Origin of the sequence: Methylobacterium sp. NPDC097929 (assembly GCF_049543375.1) — a bacterium.
GTDB lineage: Bacteria > Pseudomonadota > Alphaproteobacteria > Rhizobiales > Beijerinckiaceae > Methylobacterium.
Map to the genome: position 1 here is coordinate 160,415 of NZ_JBMVEP010000004.1, position 24,330 is coordinate 184,744.

23 protein-coding genes and 1 riboswitch are annotated in these 24,330 nt (G+C 72.7%); of the genes, 11 read left to right on the top strand and 12 right to left on the bottom strand.

Features of this window, described 5'->3' with window-relative positions; translation table 11 throughout:
• Positions 1-80: 80 nt before the first annotated feature.
• From ACPCJR_RS13205 to ACPCJR_RS13225, 5 genes are all read right to left on the bottom strand, one after another.
• Positions 81-1,337 (bottom strand): adenosylmethionine--8-amino-7-oxononanoate transaminase, encoded by a 1,257-nt coding sequence (locus ACPCJR_RS13205; RefSeq protein ID WP_391512696.1) that lies wholly within the window; start codon positions 1,335-1,337, stop codon positions 81-83.
• A 196-nt stretch (positions 1,338-1,533) separates the two neighbouring features.
• Positions 1,534-4,377, bottom strand: coding sequence for an aminomethyl-transferring glycine dehydrogenase (gcvP, locus tag ACPCJR_RS13210; protein ID WP_391512502.1), 2,844 nt, complete (start codon positions 4,375-4,377; stop codon positions 1,534-1,536).
• A 175-nt stretch (positions 4,378-4,552) separates the two neighbouring features.
• Positions 4,553-4,915: a glycine cleavage system protein GcvH gene (gene gcvH / locus ACPCJR_RS13215; RefSeq protein ID WP_391512503.1), complete on the bottom strand. Its 363-nt coding sequence runs from the start codon at positions 4,913-4,915 to the stop codon at positions 4,553-4,555.
• A 26-nt stretch (positions 4,916-4,941) separates the two neighbouring features.
• Positions 4,942-6,120 carry a glycine cleavage system aminomethyltransferase GcvT gene (gcvT, locus tag ACPCJR_RS13220; protein WP_391512504.1) on the bottom strand — a complete coding sequence of 393 codons (1,179 nt, stop codon included), beginning with the start codon at positions 6,118-6,120 and terminating at the stop codon, positions 4,942-4,944.
• Between the two features lie 147 nt (positions 6,121-6,267).
• Positions 6,268-6,369: riboswitch (glycine riboswitch) on the bottom strand.
• A 59-nt stretch (positions 6,370-6,428) separates the two neighbouring features.
• Positions 6,429-6,656 carry a hypothetical protein gene (locus tag ACPCJR_RS13225; protein ID WP_391512505.1) on the bottom strand — a complete coding sequence of 76 codons (228 nt, stop codon included), beginning with the start codon at positions 6,654-6,656 and terminating at the stop codon, positions 6,429-6,431.
• A 120-nt stretch (positions 6,657-6,776) separates the two neighbouring features.
• On the opposite strand from ACPCJR_RS13225, the gene ACPCJR_RS13230 reads away from it, so the two are divergent.
• Positions 6,777-7,943: an aminotransferase class I/II-fold pyridoxal phosphate-dependent enzyme gene (locus ACPCJR_RS13230; protein WP_391512506.1), complete on the top strand. Its 1,167-nt coding sequence runs from the start codon at positions 6,777-6,779 to the stop codon at positions 7,941-7,943.
• Positions 7,944-7,947: 4 nt separating this feature from the next.
• Here ACPCJR_RS13230 and ACPCJR_RS13235 read toward each other — a convergent pair whose 3' ends face one another.
• Positions 7,948-8,811, bottom strand: a complete 864-nt coding sequence (locus ACPCJR_RS13235; protein WP_391512507.1) for a C40 family peptidase — start codon at positions 8,809-8,811, stop codon at positions 7,948-7,950.
• A 313-nt stretch (positions 8,812-9,124) separates the two neighbouring features.
• Here ACPCJR_RS13235 and ACPCJR_RS13240 point away from each other — a divergent pair, with 313 nt between their 5' ends.
• The gene (locus ACPCJR_RS13240; protein WP_391512508.1) at positions 9,125-9,496 is read left to right on the top strand and encodes a hypothetical protein; all 372 of its coding nucleotides are present in this window, start codon (positions 9,125-9,127) and stop codon (positions 9,494-9,496) included.
• A gap of 1 nt (position 9,497) precedes the next feature.
• Here ACPCJR_RS13240 and ACPCJR_RS13245 read toward each other — a convergent pair whose 3' ends face one another.
• Entirely contained in the window at positions 9,498-10,184 is a 687-nt protein-coding gene (locus ACPCJR_RS13245; RefSeq protein WP_391512698.1) for an SDR family oxidoreductase, read from the bottom strand.
• Between the two features lie 74 nt (positions 10,185-10,258).
• The gene (locus ACPCJR_RS13250) at positions 10,259-10,975 is read right to left on the bottom strand and encodes an MgtC/SapB family protein (protein WP_110350866.1); all 717 of its coding nucleotides are present in this window, start codon (positions 10,973-10,975) and stop codon (positions 10,259-10,261) included.
• A 323-nt stretch (positions 10,976-11,298) separates the two neighbouring features.
• On the opposite strand from ACPCJR_RS13250, the gene ACPCJR_RS13255 reads away from it, so the two are divergent.
• The 9 genes from ACPCJR_RS13255 to ACPCJR_RS13295 all read left to right on the top strand — a co-directional run bounded on the left by ACPCJR_RS13255 (position 11,299) and on the right by ACPCJR_RS13295 (position 20,581).
• A complete protein-coding gene (locus tag ACPCJR_RS13255) occupies positions 11,299-12,336 on the top strand; it encodes an AAA family ATPase (protein ID WP_391512509.1) in 1,038 nt (345 codons plus the stop codon).
• A 178-nt stretch (positions 12,337-12,514) separates the two neighbouring features.
• A complete protein-coding gene (locus ACPCJR_RS13260; RefSeq protein WP_391512510.1) occupies positions 12,515-13,453 on the top strand; it encodes a DUF58 domain-containing protein in 939 nt (312 codons plus the stop codon).
• A gap of 63 nt (positions 13,454-13,516) precedes the next feature.
• Entirely contained in the window at positions 13,517-13,981 is a 465-nt protein-coding gene (locus ACPCJR_RS13265; protein WP_391512511.1) for a DUF4381 domain-containing protein, read from the top strand.
• Between the two features lie 6 nt (positions 13,982-13,987).
• Positions 13,988-15,025, top strand: coding sequence for a VWA domain-containing protein (locus tag ACPCJR_RS13270; RefSeq protein ID WP_391512512.1), 1,038 nt, complete (start codon positions 13,988-13,990; stop codon positions 15,023-15,025).
• Positions 15,022-15,945, top strand: a complete 924-nt coding sequence (locus ACPCJR_RS13275; protein WP_391512513.1) for a VWA domain-containing protein — start codon at positions 15,022-15,024, stop codon at positions 15,943-15,945. Before ACPCJR_RS13270 ends, ACPCJR_RS13275 begins: the two co-directional genes overlap by 4 nt.
• On the top strand, positions 15,945-16,883 hold the full coding sequence (locus tag ACPCJR_RS13280) for a tetratricopeptide repeat protein (RefSeq protein WP_391512514.1): 939 nt from the start codon (positions 15,945-15,947) through the stop codon (positions 16,881-16,883). Before ACPCJR_RS13275 ends, ACPCJR_RS13280 begins: the two co-directional genes overlap by 1 nt.
• A 245-nt stretch (positions 16,884-17,128) precedes the next feature.
• Complete coding sequence (locus ACPCJR_RS13285; protein ID WP_391512515.1) at positions 17,129-18,313, top strand: hypothetical protein; 1,185 nt, start codon at positions 17,129-17,131, stop codon at positions 18,311-18,313.
• Between the two features lie 92 nt (positions 18,314-18,405).
• The gene (locus ACPCJR_RS13290; protein WP_391512516.1) at positions 18,406-19,500 is read left to right on the top strand and encodes a catalase family protein; all 1,095 of its coding nucleotides are present in this window, start codon (positions 18,406-18,408) and stop codon (positions 19,498-19,500) included.
• Between the two features lie 97 nt (positions 19,501-19,597).
• Entirely contained in the window at positions 19,598-20,581 is a 984-nt protein-coding gene (locus ACPCJR_RS13295) for a DMT family transporter (RefSeq protein WP_391512517.1), read from the top strand.
• 40 nt (positions 20,582-20,621) lie between these two features.
• Here the strand turns inward: ACPCJR_RS13295 and ACPCJR_RS13300 are convergent, their stop codons facing one another.
• The 4 genes from ACPCJR_RS13300 to ACPCJR_RS13315 all read right to left on the bottom strand — a co-directional run bounded on the left by ACPCJR_RS13300 (position 20,622) and on the right by ACPCJR_RS13315 (position 24,182).
• Positions 20,622-20,915 (bottom strand): hypothetical protein, encoded by a 294-nt coding sequence (locus ACPCJR_RS13300; protein ID WP_391512518.1) that lies wholly within the window; start codon positions 20,913-20,915, stop codon positions 20,622-20,624.
• A 221-nt stretch (positions 20,916-21,136) separates the two neighbouring features.
• On the bottom strand, positions 21,137-22,228 hold the full coding sequence (locus ACPCJR_RS13305; RefSeq protein ID WP_391512519.1) for a hypothetical protein: 1,092 nt from the start codon (positions 22,226-22,228) through the stop codon (positions 21,137-21,139).
• Positions 22,229-22,488: 260 nt separating this feature from the next.
• A complete protein-coding gene (gene msrB / locus ACPCJR_RS13310; RefSeq protein WP_110350877.1) occupies positions 22,489-22,905 on the bottom strand; it encodes a peptide-methionine (R)-S-oxide reductase MsrB in 417 nt (138 codons plus the stop codon).
• 116 nt (positions 22,906-23,021) lie between these two features.
• Entirely contained in the window at positions 23,022-24,182 is a 1,161-nt protein-coding gene (locus ACPCJR_RS13315; protein WP_391512520.1) for a YihY/virulence factor BrkB family protein, read from the bottom strand.
• Positions 24,183-24,330: the final 148 nt, after the last annotated feature.

Consider the following 24,330-nt stretch of genomic DNA (forward strand, 5'->3'; position numbering starts at 1 on the left):
CCGGGCCCCGGTGCGCCGCCGCGATGATCCAACGAGAAACCCTGCTCCCGGTTGCAGGGTCCCTTGGGGACCGTGACGGGTCAACCCCTCGCGGTCCGTGAGACCACCGCCGTCACCGCCTCGATCAGGCGGCCGAGGTCGTCCGCGTCGATGCTGAGCGCGGGCGTGAGGTAGACGATGTCGCCGAACGGCCGCACCCAGACGCCCTGCGCGAGGAAGCGCCGCTTGAGATCGGCGAGGTCGGGCGGGCCCGCGAACTGCACCGCACCGATGGCGCCGAGCACGCGGACCGCCCGCACACCGGGAAGCGCGCCCAGGGGGGCGAGGCCCTCCTCCAGGCGCGCGGCGATGGCGCGGGCCTGATCCAGGCGCGGCTCGGTCTCGAACAGGTCGAGGCTGGCATTGGCCGCCGCGCAGGCGAGCGGGTTGGCCATGAAGGTCGGGCCATGCATCAGTGCCGCGGCCGGATCGTCCGACCAGAACGCCGAAAAGATCTCGGTGGTCGCGACCGTCGCGGCGAGCGCCATCGTGCCGCCGGTCAGCGCCTTCGAGAGGCAGAGGATGTCGGGCACGACCTCCGCCTGCTCGCAGGCGAACATCGTTCCCGTGCGGGCAAACCCCGTGAAGATCTCGTCGGCGATGAGCGGCAGGCCGTAGCGGCGGGCGAGTCGCGCGACGGTGGCGAGCACCTCCGGCGGATGGGTCAGCATCCCGCCCGCGCCCTGCACCAGCGGCTCGACGATCACCGCCGCGAGTTCGTGGCGATGGCGGGCGAGCGCCGCATCGAGCGCGGCCTCCGCCTCGGCCGTTCGCGGCAGGTCGCAAAAGACCTGAGTCGGCAGGTAGGCGCCGAAGCGGCGGTGCATCCCCTCCTCGGGGTCGCAGGCCGACATCGCGCCGAGCGTGTCGCCGTGATAGCCGCCGCGGAAGGCGAGCACCCGGGTGCGGCCGGTCTCGCCCCGGTTGAGCCAGAGCTGCACCGCCATCTTCAGGGCCACCTCGACGGCGACCGAGCCGGAATCGGTGAAGAAGACGTGGTTGAGATCCTCCGGCAGCAGCGCCGCCAGACGCGCGCCCAGCCGCTCGGCCGGCGCGTGGGTGAGCCCGCCGAACATCACGTGGGGCATGCGCATGAGTTGCTCGGCCATGGCCGCCGCGATGTGCGGGTGATTGTAGCCGTGCACCGCCGTCCACCACGAGGCGATGCCGTCGATCAGTTCGCGCCCGCCCTTGAGCGTGATGCGCGAGCCCCGCGTCGCGATCGCCTCCAGCGGCGGCGCGGCGGATTTCATCTGGGTGTAGGGGCGCCAGAGTTTTTGGGATGTGAGCGCGGTCATGCGCGGGGGATGGGGGGTGGAGTCGGCGGAGTCAAACACGCCCGCCCTTCCCTCTCCCCTCCGCGGGAGAGGGTGGCCCCGAAGGGGTCGGGTGAGGGGCCGGCTCAGGTTCTTCCGGAAGCGTCGCTCCTCTCTCCCGCCTCGCATCCGCGAGGCACCCTCCCCCGCAGAGGGGGGAGGGTTTCGACTCGGCCCGCTACTCGGCGGCCTCGCCGTAGGCCTCGGTCGGCGGGCAGGAGCAGACGAGGTTGCGGTCGCCGTAGGCATTGTCGACGCGGTTCACCGGCGGCCAGTACTTGTCCATGCGCAACGACCCCGACGGGAAGCACGCGGCTTCGCGCGAATAGGGCCGCTCCCAGGCGCCGATCAGGTCCTGCACCGTGTGCGGCGCGTTCTTGAGCGGGTTGTTCGCCCGATCCATCCGCCCGTCCTCGATGGCGCGAATTTCCTCGCGGATCGCCAGCATGGCGTCGCAGAAGCGGTCGATCTCGGCCTTGGTCTCGGATTCGGTCGGCTCGATCATCAGCGTGCCCGCCACCGGCCAGCTCATCGTCGGCGGGTGGAAACCGCAATCGATCAGGCGCTTGGCGATGTCCTCGACGGTGACGCCCGCGCTCTTCTGGAAGGGCCGCACATCGACGATGCACTCGTGCGCGACCCGTCCGTTCCGGCCGGCATAGAGGATGGAATAGGCCCCATCGAGCCGCCGGGCGATGTAGTTGGCGTTGAGGATCGCCACCCGCGTCGCCTGGGTCAGGCCGCGCCCACCCATCATCAGGCAGTAGCTCCACGAGATCGGCAGGATCGAGGCCGAGCCGAAGGCGGCGGCCGAGACCGCACCCTCCTCGCCCGAGCGCGGATCGGAGGGCAGGAACGGGATCAGGTGCGTCTTCACGCCGATCGGCCCCATGCCCGGCCCGCCGCCGCCATGCGGGATGCAGAAGGTCTTGTGCAGGTTGAGGTGGCTGACATCCGCGCCGATGTCGCCCGGCCGCGCCAGCCCGACCAGGGCGTTGAGGTTGGCCCCGTCGAGATAGACCTGACCGCCCTGCGCGTGGACGATGTCGCAGAGTTCGCGCACCCGCGCCTCGAACACGCCGTGCGTCGACGGGTAGGTGATCATGCAGGCTGCGAGCTTTTCCGCGTGCTGCTCGGCCTTCTTCCTGAAGTCCTCGACATCGATGTTGCCCTGGGCATCCGCTCCGACCACCACGACGCTCATGCCGCACATCTGGGCCGAAGCCGGGTTGGTGCCGTGGGCCGATGACGGAATCAGGCAGACCGTGCGGTGCCCCTCCCCGCGGGAGAGGTGGTAGCGGCGGATGGCGAGCAGGCCCGCATACTCGCCCTGGGCGCCCGAGTTCGGCTGCATCGAGATCGCGTCGTAGCCGGTGATGGCGCAGAGCTTGTGTGAGAGGTCGTCGATGAGCTCGCGGTAGCCCAGCGCCTGATCCTCCGGCACGAACGGGTGCAGCTCAGAGAATTCCGGCCAGGAGACCGGCAGCATCTCGGCGGTGGCGTTGAGCTTCATCGTGCAGGAGCCGAGCGGGATCATCGCCCGGTCGAGCGCGAGGTCGCGGTCACTGAGCCGGCGCATGTAGCGCGTCATCTCGCTCTCGGCCCGGTTCATGTGGAAGATCGGGTGGGTCAGGTACTCCGAGGTCCGCTCCAGAGCCGCCGGCAGGCGCGGCTCGGGATAGGTTTCGTCGTAGGCGAGATCGCCGCCGAAGGCGCGCCAGACCGCCTGGATGGTGTCGGGCCGGGTGCGCTGATCGACGCTGATGCCGATGCGGTCGGTGCCGATCCGGCGCAGGTTGACCCCGTTCTCGACCGCACTCTTCAGGATCACGCCCTGGAACGCGCCGACCCGCACGGTGATCGTGTCGAAGAAATGCGCGGGCTCGACGGTGAAGCCGAGCTGTTCCAGTCCGGCGGCGAGGCGCACGGCGTCGCGGTGGACCCGCAGCGCGATGGCCCTGAGGCCGGCCGGCCCGTGATAGACCGCGAACATCGAGGCGATGACCGCGAGCAGCACTTGGCTGGTGCAGATGTTCGAGGTCGCCTTCTCGCGGCGGATATGCTGCTCGCGGGTCTGGAGCGCGAGGCGGTAGGAGCGGTTGCCGCGGGCATCGACCGAGACGCCGACGATGCGGCCGGGCAGCGCCCGCTTGTGGGCATCGCGGGTCGCGAGGTAGGCGGCGTGCGGGCCGCCATAGCCCATCGGCACGCCGTAGCGCTGCATCGAGCCGACCGCGATGTCGGCGCCCATCTCGCCCGGCGCCTTCAGCAGCGTCAGCGCCAGCGGGTCGGCGGCAACCACGGCGAGCGCCCCGGTGTCATGAAGCGCGGCGATGACCTCGGAAAAATCGTGAACCGCGCCGTTCACGCCCGGATACTGGAACAGCGCGCCGAACACGGTCGATGGGTCGAGGTCTTGGAAGGGATCGCCGACGACGATCTCCCAGCCGAGCGGCGCGGCGCGGGTCCGCAGCACGGCGATGGTCTGGGGCAGGCAGTCGCGATCGACGAAGAAGGAGTTGCGGTCCGACTTCGCCACGCGGCGCGCCATGCCCATGGCTTCGGCCGCGGCGGTCGCCTCGTCGAGCAGCGAGGCGTTGGCCACGTCGAGCGCGGTGAGGTCGCAGACCAGGGTCTGGAAGTTGAGCAGCGCCTCCAGCCGGCCCTGGCTGATCTCCGGCTGGTAGGGCGAGTAGGCGGTGTACCAGGCCGGGTTCTCGAAGATGTTGCGCTGGATCGCCGGCGGCATCGTCGTGCCGTGGTAGCCCTGGCCGATCAGCGAGACGAGCAGCCGGTTCTTGTTGGCGGTGGCGCGCAGCTTCTCCAGCGAGCGCCGCTCGGTGAGCGAGACCCCGAAGTCGATGTACTCGGCCTGCCGGATGTCGGGAGGCAGGGTCTCGTCGATCAGCGCGTGCAGCGACTTGGCGCCGACCGTTTCCAGCATCTGGTCGATCTCGGAGAGCTTGGGGCCGATATGGCGCCGGGCTGCGAAATCGAAGGGGTCGTGGCGGTCGTATTTCATGGGAGTGCCTCTCGGGCGAATGGGCTGAGCGTCCCTCTCCCCTCCGCGGGAGAGGGTGGCCCCCGAAGGGGGTCGGGTGAGGGGCCGGCTCCGCATCGTCCGAAAGCGTCGCTCCCCTCTCCCGCCTGCTCCGCAGGCACCCTCCCCCGCGGAGGGGGGAGGGTTTTGGAGCTGGCTACTTCGCGAACTCCGCGTAGGCCGCCTCGTCCATCAGCGCGTCCATGGCGGAGGGGTCGTCGAGCCGGAGCCGGTAGAGCCAGCCTGCGCCCTGCGGGTCGGCGCCGACCGAGGCCGGGTCGGCGACCGCCGCCTCGTTGACCTCGGTGACCTCGCCGGAGAGCGGCGCGTAGACGTCGGAGGCCGCCTTGACGGACTCGACCACCGCGGCCGCCTCGCCCTTGGTGAGCGTGGCTCCGACCTTGGGAAGCTCCACGAAGACGAGGTCGCCGAGTTGTTCGGCGGCATGCGCCGTGATGCCGACCGTGGCGACGTCGCCGTCCAGGCGCAGCCATTCGTGCTCGTCGGTGAAACGCAGCATGGTCAAAACTCCTGACACGAGAGAGATCAGCCGCGCTTGAAGCCGGCCGGGACGAAGGGAAGCGAGGAGACGGTGGCGGGCAGGCGCTGGCCGCGGACCTCGGCGAAGACGCGGGTGCCGGGGGCGGCGAGCGCGGCCGGCACGAAGCCCATGGCGACGGGCGCCCCGACGCTCGGGCCGAAGCCGCCGGAGGTGACGCGGCCGACCGGCTCGCCGCCGGCCTCGGCGGCGAAGAGCGGAGCCTCCGCCCGCACCGGCGCTCGACCCTCGGGGCGCAGGCCGACGCGTCGGCGGGACGGCCCGGCCTCCATCGCGCGGAGGATGGTGTCCGCGCCCGGAAACCCGCCTTCGCGGGCGCCGCCCCGGCGGCGGGCCGGCGAGATCGCCCAGGCGAGGCTCGCTTCGACCGGGTTGGTACCGGGGTCGATGTCGGCCCCGTGCAGCGGCAGGCCGGCTTCGAGGCGCAGGGAATCGCGAGCACCGAGGCCGACCGGCAGCACCTCGGACTCCGCGAGCAGGGCCTCGGCCACCGACTCGGCCCGCTCGGCGGGCACGGCGATCTCGAACCCGTCCTCGCCGGTATAGCCGGAGCGGCTGACGAGGCAGGACGCGCCGAGGATCGCGACCGCGCGCACGTCCATGAAGCGCATCCCCGCGGTCTCGGGGGTCAGCCGCGCCAGCACCTCGGCGGCCTTCGGCCCCTGCAACGCGATCAGCGCATCCGGCACGAGCGCCATGTCGATGCCCTCGGGGAGATGCGCCCGCAGATGCGCGACATCGGCGGCCTTGTTGGCCGCGTTGACGACGACGTGCAGCCGGTCGGGCAGGCGCGCGACCATGAGGTCGTCGAGGATGCCCCCGGCCGCATCCGTCAGGAAGCCGTAGCGTTGGCGCCCCTCCGCCAGGCCGAGAATGTCGATCGGGATCAGCGCCTCAAGGGCGCGAGCCGCCTCGGCGACATCGCCGGAGCGGGAGGTGAGCGCGACCTGGCCCATGTGAGACACATCGAAGAACCCGGCCGCCGCCCGCGTGTGCAGGTGCTCCTTGAGCAGCCCGCCGGGGTAGTGCAGCGGCATCGCGTAGCCTGCGAACGGCACCACCTTGGCGCCGAGGCGCAGGTGGAGCGCGTGCAGCGGCGTCTGCGCCAGCGGATCAGCGGAAACGGGGGCGGCGGGGCTCAAGGCCCCGGCAGCTTGCAGGCTCATCGGGCACTCCACGACAGACGGATCTTGCCCGCCGGCCGGCTGGCAAGTTGCCCCCATCTGTCGCGCTTACCTGAGAGCTTCCCTCACTCGGATCTTGAGCGAGGTTTCTCCTTCGGTGGACGCCGGACGGCGCCTCTCTCCAGATTGTCCAACGATACGGTGATTGTGCCTGAGAGTTTCCGGGGGTGGTTGCTCCGTCGGCGCCATAGCCTCTCTCGCGAGCGGCCTGGGCTCTCCCGTATCGTCTGTATCGGACGCCGGAAGGCTCGCACTTTGCCCGAGGGCGCGCAAGCCGACGCCGGTGACGATCAGCGCATCATGTTGCGCTGGCGGCAATAGCCGCGGAAGCTCTCGAAGCCCGCCGGGCAGCGGCGGACGCAAGCTCCGGCCGCGTATTTCAGCGGCGGCCGGCAGGCTTTGCGGAAGCGCTGCTCCCCGAACAGATAGGATTGGGCCGGGCCGGCAAGAGCCGGGGCGGGACCGCCGATGGCCCAGGCGGCGGCGAGCAGCAGGGCGGCGAGAATGGGACGGGGCATGAGACGGTTCCCTCGAAAGCCTCCGGCAACGCGCGGACCCGAGCCGGGTTCGACCCGGCCGTGACCGGCCCTGCGCGGCCCGTGCTTGACATCCCTCGGCTGCCGCCGCCTTCAGGCGCGATGTCCCAGACCCCTTCGTCGCAAGACCCGACCCGGAGCCTCGACGCCTTCGCCCGCGAGAAACTCGCCGGGCTGGATGCGGCCGCGCTGCGCCGCCGGCTCGTGGCCACCGCCCGCGGCCCCGATGCGGCAGCGGATCGGGGAGGCCGCGCCCTCGTCTCGTTCTCCTGCAACGATTATCTCGGCCTCGCCCACGAGCCGCGGGTGATCGCGGCGGCCGCCGAGGCACTGTCCCGCTACGGCGCGGGCGCGGGCGCCTCGCGGCTGGTGACGGGCAATTCGCCTCCGCTCGTCGCGCTCGAAGAGCGGCTCGCCCGCCACAAGGGCAAGGAGGCGGCCCTCGTCTTCGGCTCCGGCTATCTGGCCAATCTCGGCATCGCCCCCGCCCTCGTCGGCGCCGGCGACCTGATCCTGATCGACGAACTCGGCCATTCCTGCCTGTTCGCGGGCGCGAGGATGTCGGGCGCACGGGTCATGCGCTTCGCCCACAACGATCTGACGCAGGTGCGCGGCCTGCTGGCCGAGCATCGCGGCACGGCGCGGCGGGCGCTGATCCTGACCGAGCGGGTGTTCAGCATGGACGGCGACCGGGCGCCGCTGCCCGAGATCCTGGCGCTCGCGGGGGAATACGACGCCTGGACGCTGGTGGACGACGCGCACGGTCTCGGCGTGGTCGAGCCCGGCATCCGGGCGCCGCTGGAGATGGGCACGCTGTCGAAGACGCTGGGCTCCTACGGCGGTTATCTCTGCGCCTCGCGGTCGGTGATCGACCTGCTGACGAGCCGCGCGCGCAGCCTCGTCTACACCACCGGCCTGCCGCCGGCCTCCGCCGCCGCGGCGCGCAAGGCCCTGGACATCGTCGAGGCCGAGCCGGAGCGCGCCGCCCGGCCGTTGGCGCTCGCCCGCCGCTTCACCGCGCGGCTCGGGCTGCCGGAGGCGACGAGTCCGATCGTGCCGGTCCTCGTCGGCGAGGCGGAGGCGGCGCTCGCCCTCTCGGCGGCCTTGGAGGCGCGCGGCTTCCTCGTCGTCGCGATCCGCCCGCCGACGGTGGCCCCCGGCACGGCCCGCCTTCGGATCGCCTTCTCGGCCGCCCACAGCGAGGCGCAGGTGGATGCATTGGCCGAGGCGTTGGCCGCGCTCGCCCCGGAGAGCCTGCGCGCCCCCTGACGGATCAGGCGGCGCGCGGAGCGAGCCGGCGGATCGAGGTGAGCGCGCCGAAGCTCTTGGCGGCGATGCGTTCGACCGCCTCGCGCAGCGGCTCGACCGCCACCGCCATGTGGTGGCCGTTGGCGTGGATGAGCCGGTCGGCGTCGAGCATCAGCCCGACATGGCCCTTCCAGAACACGAGATCGCCGCGCGCCAAGCCGTCGAGCCCCGGCGGCAGCGGCGCGCCGAGGGCCCGCTCCTGCTGGTCGGCATCGCGCGGACAGGCGCGGCCCGCCGTCTCGAGGCAGAGCTGGACCAAGCCGGAGCAATCGAGGCCGAGGCTGGTGCGACCGCCCCAGAGATAGGGTGTGCCGACGAATTGCTCGGCGGTGGCCGCGAAATCGGGTTCGGCGGAGCCCAGGGGCACGACGTGGCCGGCGAAGACGTAGCCGCCCTGCGCGAGCCGCGCGTACTCGCCCTCGTCCCCCTCCAGCGCGAGGGCGGCGCCGAGGCTCAGATGCGCGACGTGCGGGCGTTTCAGGTCGGGCGCCGGGTAGACGAAGGTTCGCAGAGCCGCGACCCGGTGGGTCGGCGCCGGATCGGCGGGCCCGAGCGCGGCCTCGGGCAGGTAGCCGACATAGCCGTCCCGGGCGATCTGGACCCAGGCGAAGCCGTCGCGCCGGTCGAACACCGTCACGGCGTCGCCCATCACGACCTGCGTGTCGAGCCCCGACGCCGGGCGCGGCGCCCGGCGCAGGGGCGCGGCGGGGGCGACGACCCGTGCCGGCTCCCCGGCGACGTATCGATCTGCCTCGACGATCCCGCGCAGGCGGATGTCGGCGAGGTCGGGCCGGGCCGGGGTGAGGCGGGGATCGTGCGTATCGGACATGATGGCCCTGCTTCGCCCTGGATCGGGGCGGGATTGGGGATCGCCGGCCCATGCCGACGCAATGGCGTGGAAGCGGATGACATCTTGCGCTCGAAGCCTGGCCTTGCCGCAGCGCCGCGACACTTTGCCCCGAAGCGCGCCGAGCGGCCGGCTCGCATCGTCATCGAATGTACTGGCGCCTCGTTGCAACCGGCGCGCATCCTGCATGGGAGACGAGCGGGAGCGTCCGTCGGTCAAGCCATGCGGCTGACGGTCCGTCACGTCCGATCTGTGTGCACTGCACAAACCGGACGGACCGTCCTAAGATCGGTGCATGAAGACCGCGAGTCGTGCCGTGAAAAAAACCCAGAAGAGCTTCCAGGATCTGCCGCCGATCCGGGTGCGGCGCGAGCCGCCCACGATCACCGAGGCGGTGACCGCCGCGCAGGATCTCGCCGACGACGTCGAGCAGCAGGTCGAGATCGCCGCCGGGCTGATCGGCCTGAGCCCGGACGAGGTGCGCCCGCACGTGGTCGCGGCCGCCAAGGCCGCGGCGGCCCGGCCGGCTCACCGCCCGCAGGAGCACCGCATCCTGGCGCCCTCCAGCCCCAACCGCGCCCCCCCGAGGACGGTGGTGGTGGAGCGGCGCAGCCGGCCGACCGTGGTGATCGAGCGCCGCGGGCGCCCTCTCGACCCGCGCCGCTGAGTCACCAGGGCAGCGTCTCGCCCCGGTAATCGAGGAAGGCCGGATCGGCCCGGCCGGCCCGCGCCTCGATCACGTCCGCCAGACCGGCGGCGCTCGTCGCCACGTCGAGGTCGGCGCCCTCGCCGCCCATGTCGGTGGCGACCCAGCCCGGATGCAGCAGCAGCACGCCGAAATCGCGCGCCGCGTGGCGCGCGGCGAAGCTGCGGGCATGGGTGTTGAGCGCCGCCTTGCTCGCCCGGTAGTTTTCCCAGCCGCCCTCGGCGTTGAGGGCGACGCTGCCGAGGACCGAGGACATGAAGGCCAGCGTGGCGCCGGGCGCCAGGGTGTCGGCGAAGCGTTCCGCGAACAGGATCGGGCTCACCGCATTGGTGAGGTAGACCTGCGCATGGACCGCCCGCGGCACCGCGTGGAGCGGTTTCTCCGCTTCGATCAGGACGCCCGCCACGACGAAGATCAGGTCGAAGGTCTCGCCCGCCAGCCGCTCCCGTAGGGCGGCGACCGAGGCGTCGTCGTCAATCTCCACCGTCTCGACCCGCAGACCGCGCGCCGCCAACGCTTCGAGGCCCGGCGAGGCCCCCCGCCGCGTCGCCGTCACCCGCCAGCCGCGATCGAGAAAGATTTCGGCGAGCCCGAGCCCGAGCCCGCGGGAGGCTCCGACGATCAGTGCGGATTTCTTGCGGTCGGGCATGGTCGTACTCTGCACCTGCGACTGCGCCCGTGCGGGATGGGCATGCATCGGGTAAGTCGGCGCGCGACGATCGATCAATCCCCCGTCTGCACCGACCATGTCGCGTGGCGCACCTCCGGCCGCTTCGCGAGATCGGCCACCACGGCGTCGAGATCCTTTGCCTCCACCGCCGTCGCGGTGAGCGTGGCGATCACGTCGACGCTGGTCTCGCCGCGCTCCTCCACCTCCGTGCTGCCGACGGGATAATCCGCTGCCTCCAGCCGCTCGACCAGCAGGTCGCGGGCGGGGCCCGCCGCCTCGGGTGCGACGCTCACCTGCACCTCGTAGGTCGCCTCCGTCGCGCTCTCGTCGATGGGGATGCGGTCGATCAGGTTGACGAGCGGGCGCAGCAGGGTGTTGCCGGCCAGCACCGCGGCGGTGACGAAGCAGGCCTCCAGCGGCAGGTCGGCCCCGGCGAAGGCGCCGACCGCGGCCGAACACCAGAGCGTCGCGGCGGTGTTGAGGCCGCGCACGTTCATGCCCTCCTTCATGATCACGCCCGCGCCCAGGAAGCCGATGCCCGAGATCACGTAGGCCACGGTGCGCGTCGCCCCCTCGCCGCCGGTCAGCCGCATGCCGAGATCCACGAAGGCGGCGGCGCCCAAGGCCACCAGCACGGCGGTGCGCAGGCCCGCCGTGCGCTGCCGGTACTGCCGCTCGGCCCCGATCAGGGTGCCGAGGCCGAAGGCGACGACGAGGCTGATGCCGGAATTGAGCGCTTCGGGAGTCGGAACGGGAAAGGGGCCGGCCATGATGTCCTGGTGTCTGGCGAAGAGGCTCTCCGCTGTCGCAGGAGCGTGACGGTTGCGTGACATGCGCCGCGTTGTGCGGCGGCCCGCGTATTCGTGAAGCAGGAAGGGCGCGGCCCGCCTCTTCGGCCACGAAGACCGGGCGGTCAATTTGCCCGAGGGAGCGGCGACGCGGCGGGATTGACGGGGCGCGTGGGCAGCGGGCAAACCGGCAAGATTGTGGGACCGATAAGAAGAACCCACGGCGAGGAGATGCCGATGCGGCAGGATCTTTCCCCTGCGACGAGTCCGGTAGTCCGTCCGGCGGACGCCGGGAGCCTCCGCGCATGAGCGGTCAGGCCCTCGCCGACCCCCCGGCCGCCCACCCGGCTGCCCCCTTGGCCGAAGCACCCGCCCGCAAAGCCGATGCCGGCATCCGCGACCGTATCCTCCAGCTGCGCGACGGCCTCAGCCACGGGCTGATCGGCGCCGAGAAGCTCGTCGAGCGCCTGCTGATCGGGCTGCTGACCGGTGGCCACCTGCTGATCGAAGGTGCCCCGGGGCTCGCCAAGACCCGCGCGGTCAAGCGCCTCTCGGACGGGCTCGACGGCTCCTTCGCCCGGGTGCAGTGCACGCCCGACCTGATGCCCGCCGACCTCACCGGCACCACGGTCTGGCGTCAGGATGCGGGCACGTTCGAGTTCCTGCCCGGGCCCCTGTTCCACTCGCTGATCCTCGTGGACGAGGTGAACCGCGCGCCGCCCAAGGTGCAGTCGGCCCTGCTCGAGGCCATGGCCGAGAGCCAGATCACGGTGTCGGGTCACACCCACCGCCTGCCCGATCCCTTCATGGTGGTGGCGACGCAGAATCCCATCGAGCATGCGGGCACCTTCCCGCTGCCGGAGGCGCAGCTCGACCGCTTCCTGCTCCACGTCGTCGTCGAGATGCCCGACGAAGCCTCCGAGCGCCGCATCCTCGACCTCGTGGAGGGCGAGTTGACCCATCACGCCGAGGCGATGCCGGTGAAGCTCTCGGTAGCCGAGGTGATCGCCGCCCGCGAGGCCGCGCTCGCCACCTACGTCTCGCCCGCGCTCAAGGACTACCTCGTGCGGCTCGTGTCGGGGACGCGCACCGACGCCGTGGCGCCGGACCTGCGTGCCTCCATCGAGCACCCGGCCTCGCCCCGCGGCACGCTGGCCCTGATGGTGGCCGGCAAGGCGCGGGCCTATCTGCACGGGCGCGACCACGTGGTGCCCGAGGATATCGCCGAACTGGCCGCCGATGCCCTCTCCCACCGCATCGGCCTGACCTGGCGGGCGGCGGCCGAGGGGCGCACCACGCGGGGCATCGTCAGTGGGCTGGTCGAGCGGACGCGGGCGCTCTGAACGTGAGAGGCTTCGACCGGTCCTCCCACCCACACCCTCATCCTGAGGTGCCCGCATCAGCGGGCCTCGAAGGGTGTTCCAGAAGGCGCGCGATCGCTGGAGCACCCTTCGAGGCTTCGCTGCGCTTCGCACCTCAGGATGAGGGCGCGGGTGGGACGCATGACGGGACGGGCACGCCATGACCGCGACCGCGGCGCCTGCAAGCGATTCGACCGACGCCCCCGGCATCCATCTCTCCGGGGCCGGCCTGATGAGCCTGCGCCACCTCGCCCGGCGCGGCGTCTCGCCCTCGACCCGCACCATCGCCGGCCTGCCCGGCGGCATCGTCACGCGCAAGCGCGGGCGCGGCTCGGAGCCGGACGACGTGCGGCCCTGGTCGGAGGGCGACGACCGCCGCTTCATCGACCGCAACGCCACCGCGCGCACCGGCGAACTCCACGTGCGCACCCACCACGACGAGCGCGACCGCGCCGTGGTGCTGCTCGCCGATTTCCGGCCCTCCATGCTGTTCGGCACCCGCCGGGCTCTGCGCTCGGTCGCGGCGGCCGAAGCGCTCGCCCTGCTCGGCTGGCGCATCGTCGGCGACGGCGGGCGCATCGGCCTCATCGTCGCGCGCGCGGGCGAGCCCGCCGTGGTGCGCCCGGCCGGCGGCGAGCGGGCGATGACCGCGGTGACGGGCGCGCTCGCCCATGCCCACGCGGCAGCGCTCGCAGGCACAGCCAAGGACGACCCGCCGCTCACCGACACCCTGGCGCTGGCCCGCTCGCTGCTGCCCTCCGGCGGCCATCTGGTGCTGGCGAGCGCCCTCGACGCCCCGGGTCCGGACTGGGAGAGCCTGCTCACCGCCCTGGCCGAGCGGCTCTCGATCCGCCTGCTCCTCGTCAGCGACGCCTTCGAGCGGCAGCGCCGGCCGGGCTTCTACCCCTACGCCCTGCCCGACGGCCGCCGCGGCACGGTGGAAGCCCGCCCCGGCGCTCCGGCGGCGGAGGCCGGCGGCGCGGACGATCCGCGCCTCGCCCGCCTTCACGCCTGCGGCGTCGAGAGCCTGCGCATCGATGTCGAGGGCGGCCCCGAGAGCTACGCCCCGCTGATGGAGCGGCTCGATGCGGTGCTGTGAGGCCGGAGGCGCATTCCCCTCTCCCCGCGTGCGAGGGAGAGAGGATACTCGGAGGGGGCGCGGATGACTGTCACCCCCTCCCCCGACCTCTCCGCCCTGCGCGGCCTGCACCTGCCCACGGGCGGCGGCGGCGCGGTGAACCCCGAAATGGTGGCCGCGATCGCGCTCGGCTTCGCCCTCGCGCTGCTCGTCGGCGGCCTGCGCCTTCTTCGGGCGCGGCGCGGCGCGTCCGTGCGTTGGGCGGCCCTGCGGGAACTCGCGCTGGCGAGCCGGCTCGAGCCGGAGGCGCGGCGCGTGGCCCAGGCCCGGCTGCTGCGCCGGGTGGTGCGCACGCTCAGGGGCGAGGAAGCGGCCCGCGCCCGCGGCCCGGCCTGGGCCGAGACGCTGGACGCGACCTTCGGCACCGATTTCTTCCGCAACGGCGCCGGCCGCGCCTTCGCCGACGACCTCTACCGCCGGCCCGGCAGCGGCGACCCCGCCGGGATCGATGCCGGCCTGAGCCGCCTCGTCGCCAAGATCCGGGCCTGAGCCGCCATGCCCGTCGATCTCGTCCCCGCCTGGCTCACGGCGCTCGCCTCCGCCTTCGACTTCGCGAGCCCCCTTGCGCTGCTGCTCCTGCCCCTGCCCCTGCTCGCCGCCCGGCTGATCCCGGCGGAACGGGAGGGCGGCAGCGGCGCCCTACGGGTACCGCCCTCCCTCGTCGGCGCGGCGGAGCGGGCCGAGAGCGTGGCCGCGCGCGGCCGACGCCGGCTCTGGCTCACCGGCACGCTCTGGGCGGCGCTCGTCGTGGCGCTGGCCGGTCCCCGTCTCGTCCTGCCCGCCACGGCCCTGCCGGCTTCCGCCCGCGAGATCGTGCTGACGCTCGACCTCTCCGGCAGCATGGAGCGCAAGGATTTCTCCCTCGACGGCGAGACGGTGAGCCGGCTCGCCGCGGTCAAGCGCGTCGGCGCCGAGTTCATCCGCCGCCGGGCCGGCGACCGGATCGGCCTCGTCGCCTTCGCCGATCAGGCCTACGTCGCCGCCGCGCCGAGCTTCGACACGGCCTCCGTCGCCCGCACGCTGGAGGAGGCGACCATCGGCCTCGTCGGGCGCTCCACCGGCATCGGCGACGGGCTCGGCCTCGCCCTCAAGCGCCTCGCGCCCGCACAGATCGCCGATGCGGAGGGCGGCGGCCCTCCCCCGTCCCGCGACAAGGTCGTGGTGCTGCTCTCGGACGGGGCCAACAATGCCGGCCAGACCGCCCCCAAGGAGGTCGCGGAACTGGCAAAGGATCTGGGCGTGCGCGTCTACACCATCGCCCTCGGGCCGATCGACATGGCCGATAATCCCAACAACGAGCAGGATGTCGTCGATGTCGAGACCCTGCGCGCCATGGCCGAGGTCAGCGGTGGCCGCGCCTTCCGGGTGAAGACCACCGACGATCTGGAGAGCGTGGCCGCCGCCATCGACGAGTTGGAGGGCGGACGCGCCAAGGCGCCGCCGCTGCCGCTGCGCCGGGACCTCTGGCCCTGGCCGGCGGCCCTCGCCTTTCTCTGCGCCTGCGGACTGCTCGCGACGAGGCGCCGGCTGTGATCGAATCCTTCGCCCTCCTGCGCCCGCTCTGGTTCCTGGCGATTCCCCTCGTGGCGGCTCTGGCCCTGCGCGCCGCGTGGCGCTCGGCCCCGCTCGGCGACTGGGGCAAGGCCGTCGATCCGCACCTGATGGCGCTGCTCGCCCGCCGCGGCGCGGTGCTCGGCGGGCGGCGGCAGGCGAATTTCGCCGCGGCGCTCGCGGCGGGGCTCCTCGCCCTGGCGCTGACCGGCCCGGCCGTGGAGCGGCCGGAGGCGGCCACCTTCCGCAACCTCGACGCCACGGTGATCGTGCTCGACCTCTCCCGCTCGGTCACCGAGGGCGGGCGCTTCAAGGAGGCGCGGCAGGCGGCACAGGCCGTGGCGGAAGCCGCCGGCACCCGCTCGGCGGCGCTGATCGTCTACGCGGGCGACGCCTACACCGCCGTCTCGCCCACGACCGACCGCGACAGCATCGCCACCACCCTGTTCGCCCTCGACGCCGACACCGTGCCCGACCGCGGCACCCATCCCGAGCGCGGCCTCGCGCTGGCCCGCCGCACGCTCGCGGAATCGAACGTCGTCTCCGCCGACGTGGTGCTGATCTCGGACGGCGACGGCATTGGGCAGGCCGCCGAGCGCGAGGCCGCCGCGATCCGCGCTCTGGGCTGGCAGCTTCACGGCCTGTTCGTGCCCGCCGCCAGGGCCCTGCCGCCGGGCGCGCCGCAGACCGACCGCGCCGCCCTCGACCGCCTCGCCGCCGCGGGCGGAGGACGGGCCGCCGACATCGAGGCCGCCGGGCCGGTGCTCGACCGGGTCGGCGCTTCGACCGCGCAGCACCTCGCCGCGGGCGGCTACGGCGTGCTCGCCTTCGCCGATCTCGGCCGCTGGCTCCTGCTGCTCGCCCTCGTGCCAGCCCTCTTCCTGTTCCGACGGAGCGCGTGATGACGGCGCCGCTGCCTTCCCGCGCCTTCGCGTCCGCGACGCCGCTGCTGCGGGGCATGCCCCGGGCCTTCCCCCGGCACTGGCGCCGGTTCGCGCGCATCGCCGGGCTGGCGCTCGCGGGGGCCGGCATCCTCGGCCTGATGCTGCTGTCCGAGCCGCGTACCAGCCTCGGTCGGCTCCTGATGGCGAGCGGGTTTCCGGGTGCGGCGGTCTCGGTCTTCGATCAGCCCGCGTGGCGGGCGGCCGCCCTCTACGAGGCCGGACGCACCCACGAGGCGATCCCGCTGTTCCGGGCGCAGGGGAAGCGCGGCGCCTACAATCTCGGCAACGCGCTCGCCCGCTCGGGCGACCTCAAGGGCGCGCTCGACGCCTACGACGAGGCGCTCCTCTACAATCCGCGCGACGCCGACGCCCAGGCCAACCGCTCGCTGATCGCGCGGGCGCTGGAGGAGGAGATCGACCGCGGCAAGGGCGGCGGCATCGCCAATGCCGCGGCCCAGTACGGCGCCCGCTACAACAACACCGCCAACCAGGACCAGAACGACGACATCCGCGCCACCTCCAGCGGCGAGGGTCTGGCCGGCAACAAGGAGGCGAGTTCCTCCGCGTCCCTGCCCGGCACCAGCCCCGTGGCGCGCCGCGGCAAGGCGGAGCAGCAGGCGATCGATTCCGGCAAGGGCCAGGCCCGCGGCTCGGCCAGCGACGCGGCGGGCCGCGGACGCCAGGGCGCCGGCTCGGCCATGGTCGCCGCCGCCCCCGAGCGGGAGGCGCGGCGGGTCACCAAGAGCTTCGAGGCGCACGAGATCCACCCCGACCGGCTCTGGCTCCAGACCCTGCCGGACGAGCCGGGCCGCTACCTGAAGCTGCGCCTCAAGGCCGAGCAGGCCCGCCGCGTCGAGGCCGGCACCGCGATCCCGGGAGGCAGCAACCCGTGGTGATGGTTTTGGAATTTTTCGGGCGCAGCTCGGCCGCACGCCCTCGCCCCTCCGCGGAAGAGGGTGGCCCCCGAAGGGGGACGGGTGAGGGGCCGACTCAGCACGTTCCGGGACGGTCGCTCCCCTCTCCCGCCCGCTCCGCGGGCATCCTCCCCCGCAGAGGGGGGAGGGTTGTTCTCACGCTCCTCGTCCTGCTGGCCTTCGCCTCTCCCGCCCACGCCATCGAACCCGGCGACCTCACCCTCACGGTGACGCCCGATCTCTCCGGCGGCGCGCCGCCCTACGCCCGCGAGATGGTGCTCCTGCGCCTGCGGGGGGTCTACCGCACGCAGATCCTGCTGGAGGAGGTGCGCCAGCCGGCGCTCGTCAACTTCTCCTGGACGCAGCTCGGCCGCGATAGCTGGGGCCGCACGCGGATGCCCGACGGGCAGATGGCGCTGGAATTCGAGCGCACCATCGCGATCTTCCCGCAGCACACGGGCCACTTCACCATCGACCCGTTCGTGCATCGGCTCACCATCAACGACGGGGGCGAGCGCAAGCAGATCGACGTGCGCTCGGAACCCGTCCCCTTCCCCGTGGCGCCCTGGAAGGGCGAGGGCGGCGGTCCCGACGCGGCGGAGCCCTGGTGGCTCCCGGCGCGCGACGTGGCGATCAGCGATTCTTGGGACCCCGACCCGGAGACGATCAACCAGGGCGAGACCGCCCGGCGAATCGTCACCCTCGAAGCGCAGGGGATGCTGGCCGAGGGGCTGCCGCCGCGTCCGGTGATGCGCACCCGCGGCATCATCACCTTCGCCGGGCCGGTGAAGCGCGAGACCATCATCACCCCCACCGGCCCCGTGGCCCGGGCGACCTATCAGTGGGACATCAAGAAGGGCGTGGCCGAGGTGATCCCGCTCGACGCCATCAAGATCCCCTGGTTCGACACGCTCACGCGCACCATGCGCGAGGCTGAGATCCCCGCCCGCCAGATCGGCGGTGGCTTTGCCGAGCGCGAGGACGACCTGAAGCCCGCCGCCCCCGCCTCCTGGGGCGTCCTCGGCGCCGCGGCCCTGGCCGCCTTCGGCCTTGGGCTGGCGCTGATCGGTTTCCGAACCGGACCGGGACGCCTGCGCCTCGAACGCGCCCGGGCCCGCGCCCTGCGCGGGGCCGCAGCCGCGGGCGATGCGGCGGCCTTCCGCGCAGCGCTGGCCAGCGCCGAGCAGGCCCATCCGGCGCTGGCCGCCCTCTGGCGGGCGGAGCCGGATCTCGCGCGGGATCTCGCCGCCCTCGACCGGCAGGTCTTCGGCCGGGTTCCCGCCGGGGACGCCCGGCCCGACCTTCCCGGCCTCGCCCGCAGGCTCGGGCAGGCGCGGCGCCCGCCCGTTCCGGGCGCGCTCGCCCCCGCGCCCCGGCTCGCGCCCCTCGACGGACCCATCGCGCAGGCGTGAGCCTCGAGCCGGTGAACGGCCGCGCCCCGAGCTCGGTTGGCCCCGAACGATCGCTCCGACGCGGTCCGAGAGCCAGCGAGACGAGGTTGGACGTGAACGCCGCGAGCCCGATTCCCTACCATCCGTCGGTGGAGCAGCCGCGCGACGACGAGGAGGACGTTCACGCACAGATGCTGGCGACCTTCGCCAAGATCCAGTGCACCACCTTCGAGGATTACGGCCGAGCGGTGCGCGGCGTCCACGCCAAGGCGCACGGCCTGCTCACCGGCCGTCTGGAGGTGCTGGACGGCCTGCCGCCGGCCCTGGCGCAGGGCCTGTGCACCCGGCCGGGCTCCTACGAGGCGGTTCTGCGCTTCTCCACCAATCCGGGCGACATCCTCGACGACAGCGTCTCGACCCCGCGCGGCCTCGCGCTCAAGATCGTCGGCGTTCCGGGCGAGCGCCTGGACGGCGCCGAGGGCACGACGCAGGACTTCGTGATGGCCAACGCTCCCTCCTTCACGGCCCCGGACGACGCGGCCTTCCTGAAGAGCCTGAAGCTGCTCGCGGCCACCACCGACACGCCGCAGATCTTCAAGAGGGCGTTCTCCGCCATGCTGCGCGGGGTCGAGACCGTGCTGGAGAGCCTCGGCACCAAGAGCCCGACCCTGATCGCGATGGGCGGCCACCCGGAGACGCACATCCTCGGCGAGACCTTCTACAGCCAAGTGCCGCTGCGCTGGGGCGACTACGTCGCCAAGGTCGCCGTCGCCCCGGTCTCGCCCGCGCTGACGGCGCTCACGGGGGCGGCCCTCGACGTCAACGGCCGGCCGAACGGCCTGCGCGAGGCGGTCACCGTCTTCTTCGCCGAGCACGAGGGCGTGTGGGAGTTGCGGGCGCAGCTGCGCACCGACGCCGAGACGATGCCGGTGGAGGACGCCTCGAAGCCCTGGCCGGAAGAGACGAGCCCCTACGTCGCCGTGGCCCGCCTCACCGTGCCACGGCAGGACGCGTGGAGCGCGGCCAACGTGAAGCGGATCGACGATCGGCTCGCCTTCAATCCCTGGCACGCGCTGGCCGCGCACCGCCCCCTCGGCTCGATCATGCGGGCGCGCCGGGCGGCCTATCCCGCATCCGCCGGCTTCCGGGCAGAGCATAACGGCTGCCCGATCCACGAGCCGGGCGGACCGGCCTCCAAGGACGGCTGACCCGCGACGATCGTTTTCGCGCGGGCATGGGAGGCGGCGATGCGGAGCCTCGGATCGCCCCTCCCCACAGAGGAGACCCGCGCGGCGCCGGGATGCCATGCGCCCCGGCTTGGTCTACGGCCAGAGCCTCAGACGGGCCGGAGACCGGGAGAACAGCGTGTCCGCGAAACAGGCCGCCGAGGCGGGGCGGATGACGGGCCGCGATCCGCGGCATCTGGCCGGCATCCTGCTGATGTGCGTCGCGCCGGTCTTCTTCGCGAGCCTCGACACCACGGGCAAGCTGCTGGCGGCGGCGGGCGTCGATCCGCTGCTGACCACCTTCATGCGCTACGCGGTCAACGTCGCGCTGGTGACCGCCTTCCTCAATCCGGTGACGCGGCCCGGCGTGGCGCGCTCGCGGCGCTTGCCGCTGCAGATCGTCCGCTCGCTCCTGCTGTTCGGCTCCACCGCCTTCAACTTCCTGGCGCTGGGCTCGCTCCAGCTGGCCGAGACGGTCTCGATCCAGTTCGCGGCTCCGCTCACCGTGGCTCTGCTCGCGGGGCCCCTGCTCGGCGAGTGGTCGTCGCGGGCGCGGCTCGCGGCAGTGGCGGCGGGCTTTCTCGGCGTCCTCATCATCGTGCGGCCGGACGCGCTGGCGGCCAAGCCCGCCATGCTGTTCAGCCTCGGCGCGATGCTCTGCTACGCCGTCTACGTGATCGTGACGCGCAAGCTCGCCGCCTACGATTCCACGGCCACGACGGTGTTCTTCACCGGGCTCGGCGGCCTCGCGGTGATGAGCCCGCTCCTGCCCTGGATCTGGTCGGCGCCGGCCTCGCCCCGCGTCTGGGCGATGCTGGTTGCCGTTGGGCTGTTCGGCACGACCGGACACTGGCTCCTGACGCTGGCCCATGCCCGCGCTCCGGCGAGTCTGCTCGCGCCCTTCATCTACACGCAGATCCTGTGGTCGGTGCTGCTCGGATACCTCGTCTTCGGCGACGTGCCAGGCCTCTGGACCGTGGTGGGCACGGGCGTCATCGTCGCCTCGGGCCTCGCTCTGCTGGCCGAGGATTCCCTCCGGCGCCGGCGCGCGCGGCGGGGCTGAGACCCCGCCGCGCTGACCGCTCAGCGGTCGTGGCTACCGCTCAGCGGTAGTGGCGACGGTTGTGGTGATGGTGGCGGCGGTGGTGATGGTGGCGGTTCGAACGCAGCCGGGTGCGATAGGCGCGCCGGCCCGGATCGATGCCGAGCACGCCGTTGACGCCACCCACCGCGCCGCCGACGGCGCCGCCCACGATGCCGCCGATCGGACCGGCGACCCGGTCGCCCTCGGCCGCGCCGCGGCGCATGCCGCCGGGGATACCCTGGGCCTGGGCCTCACCGGCGAGAGGCAGGAGGCAGAGCATCAGCCCTGCGGCGACGGCAGCGAAGCGTTTCATGGCGGCGTTCCTCTTTGGGAGCGAAAGCGTGCCGGCCGCCCTCTCGATGGTGAGCCGCGACCGGTGCCTGCCAACGAAGCCTGATCCGCGCCGGTTCCGGCCCCGCCGACCCGGACCCGCGTGATGGTAAAAACGAGACGGGCGCCGACCCTCGGTAGAGCCGTCGCCCGATCCTGCAAACGATGCGTGCGCATCGAGACGGGCTCCGAGGCCCGGCCCGCTCAAGTCTGCTGCGTGCGGCGGGGGCGGACCTGCCAGCGCTCGAAGGCCTCGGTGACCTCCTCGTCGCGGCCGGGCTCCTGCGGATTGCGGATCGCCGCGCCGAGGGCCTTGGACAGGCTCTCGATCACGTCGTCGATGCGCGCATCCGGCGGCAGGCGCTCCTGCGACTCCGCCGGAGCCGCGGGGCGGCCTTCGGCCTCGGGAGCTTGCGCCGGCGGCTGCGGCTCCTCGACCTGGACGGCTTCGGCCGGCTGCGGCTCCTCGGCGGGCACGGGCGTCTCCTCGACGACCGGCTCGGCCGGCGCGGGCGCCTCGACCGGGGAAGCCTCGGGGGCGGCCTCCGCGCTCGGCTCCGCCTGTCCGGACGCGGCCGGGAGAGGTTCTTCGCTGGACTGCGGCTGCTCCTCCGCCTTCGGCTCGGCCGGTGCGGCGGAATCCGCGGCGGCCCCGGCCAGCAGTGCCTCCGGCACGGGGGCCGGCTTCGGCGGCTCGGAGGCGCGCGGCGGGAAGCCCGTGTCCCGCGGCGACAGCGGTTTCGGCGAGCCCAGCGGGGGCCGGCCGGAGCCGAAGCGCGGCTCGATCAGGTCCAGCACCGCGTCGAGAGCGGCGTTGTTCAGCGGGATGTCGCCCGGCGTCGGGATGCCGGTGAGCGCGATGGACTGGCCGTCATAGGCCTTGTCCGTCGTCACCTCGGCACCGAACCAGACCGGCGGCGTGAAGGCCTGGGCGGCACCCGTATCGGGGAAGACGAGGCTGACGACGTCGAGCCCGGCCGGACGCACGTAGCGATCGACCAGCGCCTCGCCGCCGCCGCCGAGCGCGACCGTGGTCCGCTCGTAGACGGCGCGGCCGGCGCAGACGTCGAGGAGCGCGTCGCCGTGGGCGCGCGGCACCTCCGTGCGCTCCTCGGCCATGGCACCCTCGGCGCCGGTCATCAGCACGAGGAAGCAGTTGGTGCCCTGCAACCGCACGAAGGAGGTCCGCCCGGCCTGCGGCGCGAAGTAGCCTTCGGTGACGCGGGCGCCGCCGCGCTCCTTGCGCAGGAGGCGGACCAGCGAGGGCGCCACGAGAAACCGGCGAACGACACTCATTCACTTCCCTCCGCGGGTCGGCATGCCCCTGAGCCCGGGATCGCCACCGGATGCTCGGCCTTCGCGCGCGAGGTCGACCCTCAAGGACCGACGAGCGCCGACCGTCTTCACAGACGGGCGGATCGCGAAGACCGGGGCGTTAACCTGTTCTTCACTGGGTCCTTCATGACGAAGTGAAGGCCCCGAAACAACCGGGCAGCAACCCGGAAGCCCGAAAAGGCGTGGAATTCCCGGGAGAATTGCCCGAAGTGGGTAGGGGGTCATCCCTCCGGTTCGAAGGCGAGGGAGACGCCGTTCATGCAATAGCGCAGGCCCGTGGGCGCCGGTCCGTCCTCGAAGACGTGACCGAGATGGCCCTTGCAGCGGGCGCAATGCACTTCGGTGCGGGTCATCCAGTGGCTGCGGTCCACCTGCGTCTCCACCGCGCCCTCGAGGGGGGCGAAGAAGCTCGGCCAGCCGCTGCCCGATTCGTACTTCGTCCCGGTCTCGAACAGCGGCGCGCCGCAGCCCGCGCAGAAGAAGGTGCCCGGGCGCTTCTCGGCGTTGAGGCAGCTCGTCCCGGCCCGCTCGGTGCCGTGCTCGCGCAGCACGCGGTACTGCTCCGGCGTCAACGCGGCGCGCCATTCCGCGTCGGTGCGGGTGTCGGGATCGCCTTCGACGACGTTCGATCCGGCCATGTCGCGTTCCTCCCGTGCCTCTCTCGTTGTCCGAGATGGTGCCGGGCACCGCTTGTCGCGAGTGCGACCCGGCCGCGCAAGAACCGATGATAGGTCGCCGCACCGATATCCGGCCCTCAGGCCGCCGCGCCCACCGTGTCGGCCATGCGCGCGCCGCGCCGGCCCAGGGGCTGCTGCGGGCTGGTGGTGGAGTCGCGGGCGGTCTGGTGCTCGATCTCGGCGTTGATCTCGCCGCCCAGCAGCACGATCGTGGCCGAGATCCAGATCCAGGTCATGAAGCCGATCACGGCGCCGAGCGAGCCGTAGGTCTCGTTGTAATTGCCGAAGCTGCCGACGTACCACGAGAACAGGATCGAGGCGACGAGCCAGAGCAGGCCGGCGATCACGCTGCCCGCGCCGACCCAGCGCCAGCGCGCCCGCTCGCGGCTCGGGCCGTAGCGGTAGAGCACGGCGAGCCCGCCGAGCAGGACGAGGAAGAGGGCCGGCCAGCGGGCCAAGGCGATGAGCCGCGCCCCGTCGCCGAGGCCGAGGAAGTTGAACACCACCGGCAGCACCACGATGGCGGTGAGCGCCAGGATGATGAAGAGCAGCGCGCCCGCGGTGAAGGTCAGCGAGCGCACGTTCAGCCAGAAGAAATTGCGCTTCTCCTCCTCCTCGTAGACCACGTTGAGCGCATCGAACATCGCCTTCATGGCGGCGTTGGCGCTCCACAGCGAGAGCGTGAGGCTCGTGAAGAAGGTGACGCCCAGCGTGCCGCTGCCCTTGGCGGCGATGCGCTTCACCTGCTCGCCGATGATCTCGATGGCCCCGCTCGGCAGCACGCCCTGCAGGGTGGCGAGGTGGACGTTGATGGTGTTCACGTCGGCGACCAGCCCGTAGCAGGTCACGAGCGCGGCGATGGCCGGGAACAGCGAGAGCAGGGAGTAGAAGGTGACGCCGGCCGCCACCGAGAGCACCCGGTCCTTGTTGAACTCCTGGTAGACCCGCACGACGATGTCCCACCAGCCGGGCGCCGGGATCTCTCCCGGATGGTTGGCGTCGCGTCCCCGCTCGGGCTGCGTCGCCGCCACCCAGCGGGCGGCACGGCCCTCGTGCGAATGCGCGCCGCCGTTGGACTCCTTCGACACGGCGCGCGCCGGCTCATGCACGTCCTCATCGGCCCTGCGGCGATGCGCGGCGGCGAGCGCGACCAGGGCCGCCCCCATCATCAGGGTCCAGAGCACGGAGGCCGTGCCCTCCGCGGGAATGCGCGACGGGGAAGGGGGCGAGGAGGGCATGGTTCGGTGCGGTCGGGCGCAGGCGCCTGGGGCGGACGCCGATCAAACGCCAGCCAGGCTTGGCCGTTCCCTCGAACAGGCTGCCGTCCCCGGAAAAGCCGAGACCGGACAAGGATCTGGCGCCGCGCCCTCATCGCGCGGCGAAACC

Bases quoted from the DNA above. Each gene is read 5' to 3' on its own strand.
- ACPCJR_RS13205 (WP_391512696.1), bottom strand. From the start codon at position 1,337: ATGACCGCGCTCACATCCCAAAAACTCTGGCGCCCCTACACCCAGATG.
- gcvP (WP_391512502.1), bottom strand. From the start codon at position 4,377: ATGAAATACGACCGCCACGACCCCTTCGATTTCGCAGCCCGGCGCCAT.
- gcvH (WP_391512503.1), bottom strand. From the start codon at position 4,915: ATGCTGCGTTTCACCGACGAGCACGAATGGCTGCGCCTGGACGGCGAC.
- gcvT (WP_391512504.1), bottom strand. From the start codon at position 6,120: ATGAGCCTGCAAGCTGCCGGGGCCTTGAGCCCCGCCGCCCCCGTTTCC.
- ACPCJR_RS13225 (WP_391512505.1), bottom strand. From the start codon at position 6,656: ATGCCCCGTCCCATTCTCGCCGCCCTGCTGCTCGCCGCCGCCTGGGCC.
- ACPCJR_RS13230 (WP_391512506.1), top strand. From the start codon at position 6,777: ATGTCCCAGACCCCTTCGTCGCAAGACCCGACCCGGAGCCTCGACGCC.
- ACPCJR_RS13235 (WP_391512507.1), bottom strand. From the start codon at position 8,811: ATGTCCGATACGCACGATCCCCGCCTCACCCCGGCCCGGCCCGACCTC.
- ACPCJR_RS13240 (WP_391512508.1), top strand. From the start codon at position 9,125: ATGAAGACCGCGAGTCGTGCCGTGAAAAAAACCCAGAAGAGCTTCCAG.
- ACPCJR_RS13245 (WP_391512698.1), bottom strand. From the start codon at position 10,184: ATGCCCGACCGCAAGAAATCCGCACTGATCGTCGGAGCCTCCCGCGGG.
- ACPCJR_RS13250 (WP_110350866.1), bottom strand. From the start codon at position 10,975: ATGGCCGGCCCCTTTCCCGTTCCGACTCCCGAAGCGCTCAATTCCGGC.
- ACPCJR_RS13255 (WP_391512509.1), top strand. From the start codon at position 11,299: ATGAGCGGTCAGGCCCTCGCCGACCCCCCGGCCGCCCACCCGGCTGCC.
- ACPCJR_RS13260 (WP_391512510.1), top strand. From the start codon at position 12,515: ATGACCGCGACCGCGGCGCCTGCAAGCGATTCGACCGACGCCCCCGGC.
- ACPCJR_RS13265 (WP_391512511.1), top strand. From the start codon at position 13,517: ATGACTGTCACCCCCTCCCCCGACCTCTCCGCCCTGCGCGGCCTGCAC.
- ACPCJR_RS13270 (WP_391512512.1), top strand. From the start codon at position 13,988: ATGCCCGTCGATCTCGTCCCCGCCTGGCTCACGGCGCTCGCCTCCGCC.
- ACPCJR_RS13280 (WP_391512514.1), top strand. From the start codon at position 15,945: ATGACGGCGCCGCTGCCTTCCCGCGCCTTCGCGTCCGCGACGCCGCTG.
- ACPCJR_RS13295 (WP_391512517.1), top strand. From the start codon at position 19,598: ATGCGCCCCGGCTTGGTCTACGGCCAGAGCCTCAGACGGGCCGGAGAC.
- ACPCJR_RS13300 (WP_391512518.1), bottom strand. From the start codon at position 20,915: ATGAAACGCTTCGCTGCCGTCGCCGCAGGGCTGATGCTCTGCCTCCTG.
- ACPCJR_RS13305 (WP_391512519.1), bottom strand. From the start codon at position 22,228: ATGAGTGTCGTTCGCCGGTTTCTCGTGGCGCCCTCGCTGGTCCGCCTC.
- msrB (WP_110350877.1), bottom strand. From the start codon at position 22,905: ATGGCCGGATCGAACGTCGTCGAAGGCGATCCCGACACCCGCACCGAC.
- ACPCJR_RS13315 (WP_391512520.1), bottom strand. From the start codon at position 24,182: ATGCCCTCCTCGCCCCCTTCCCCGTCGCGCATTCCCGCGGAGGGCACG.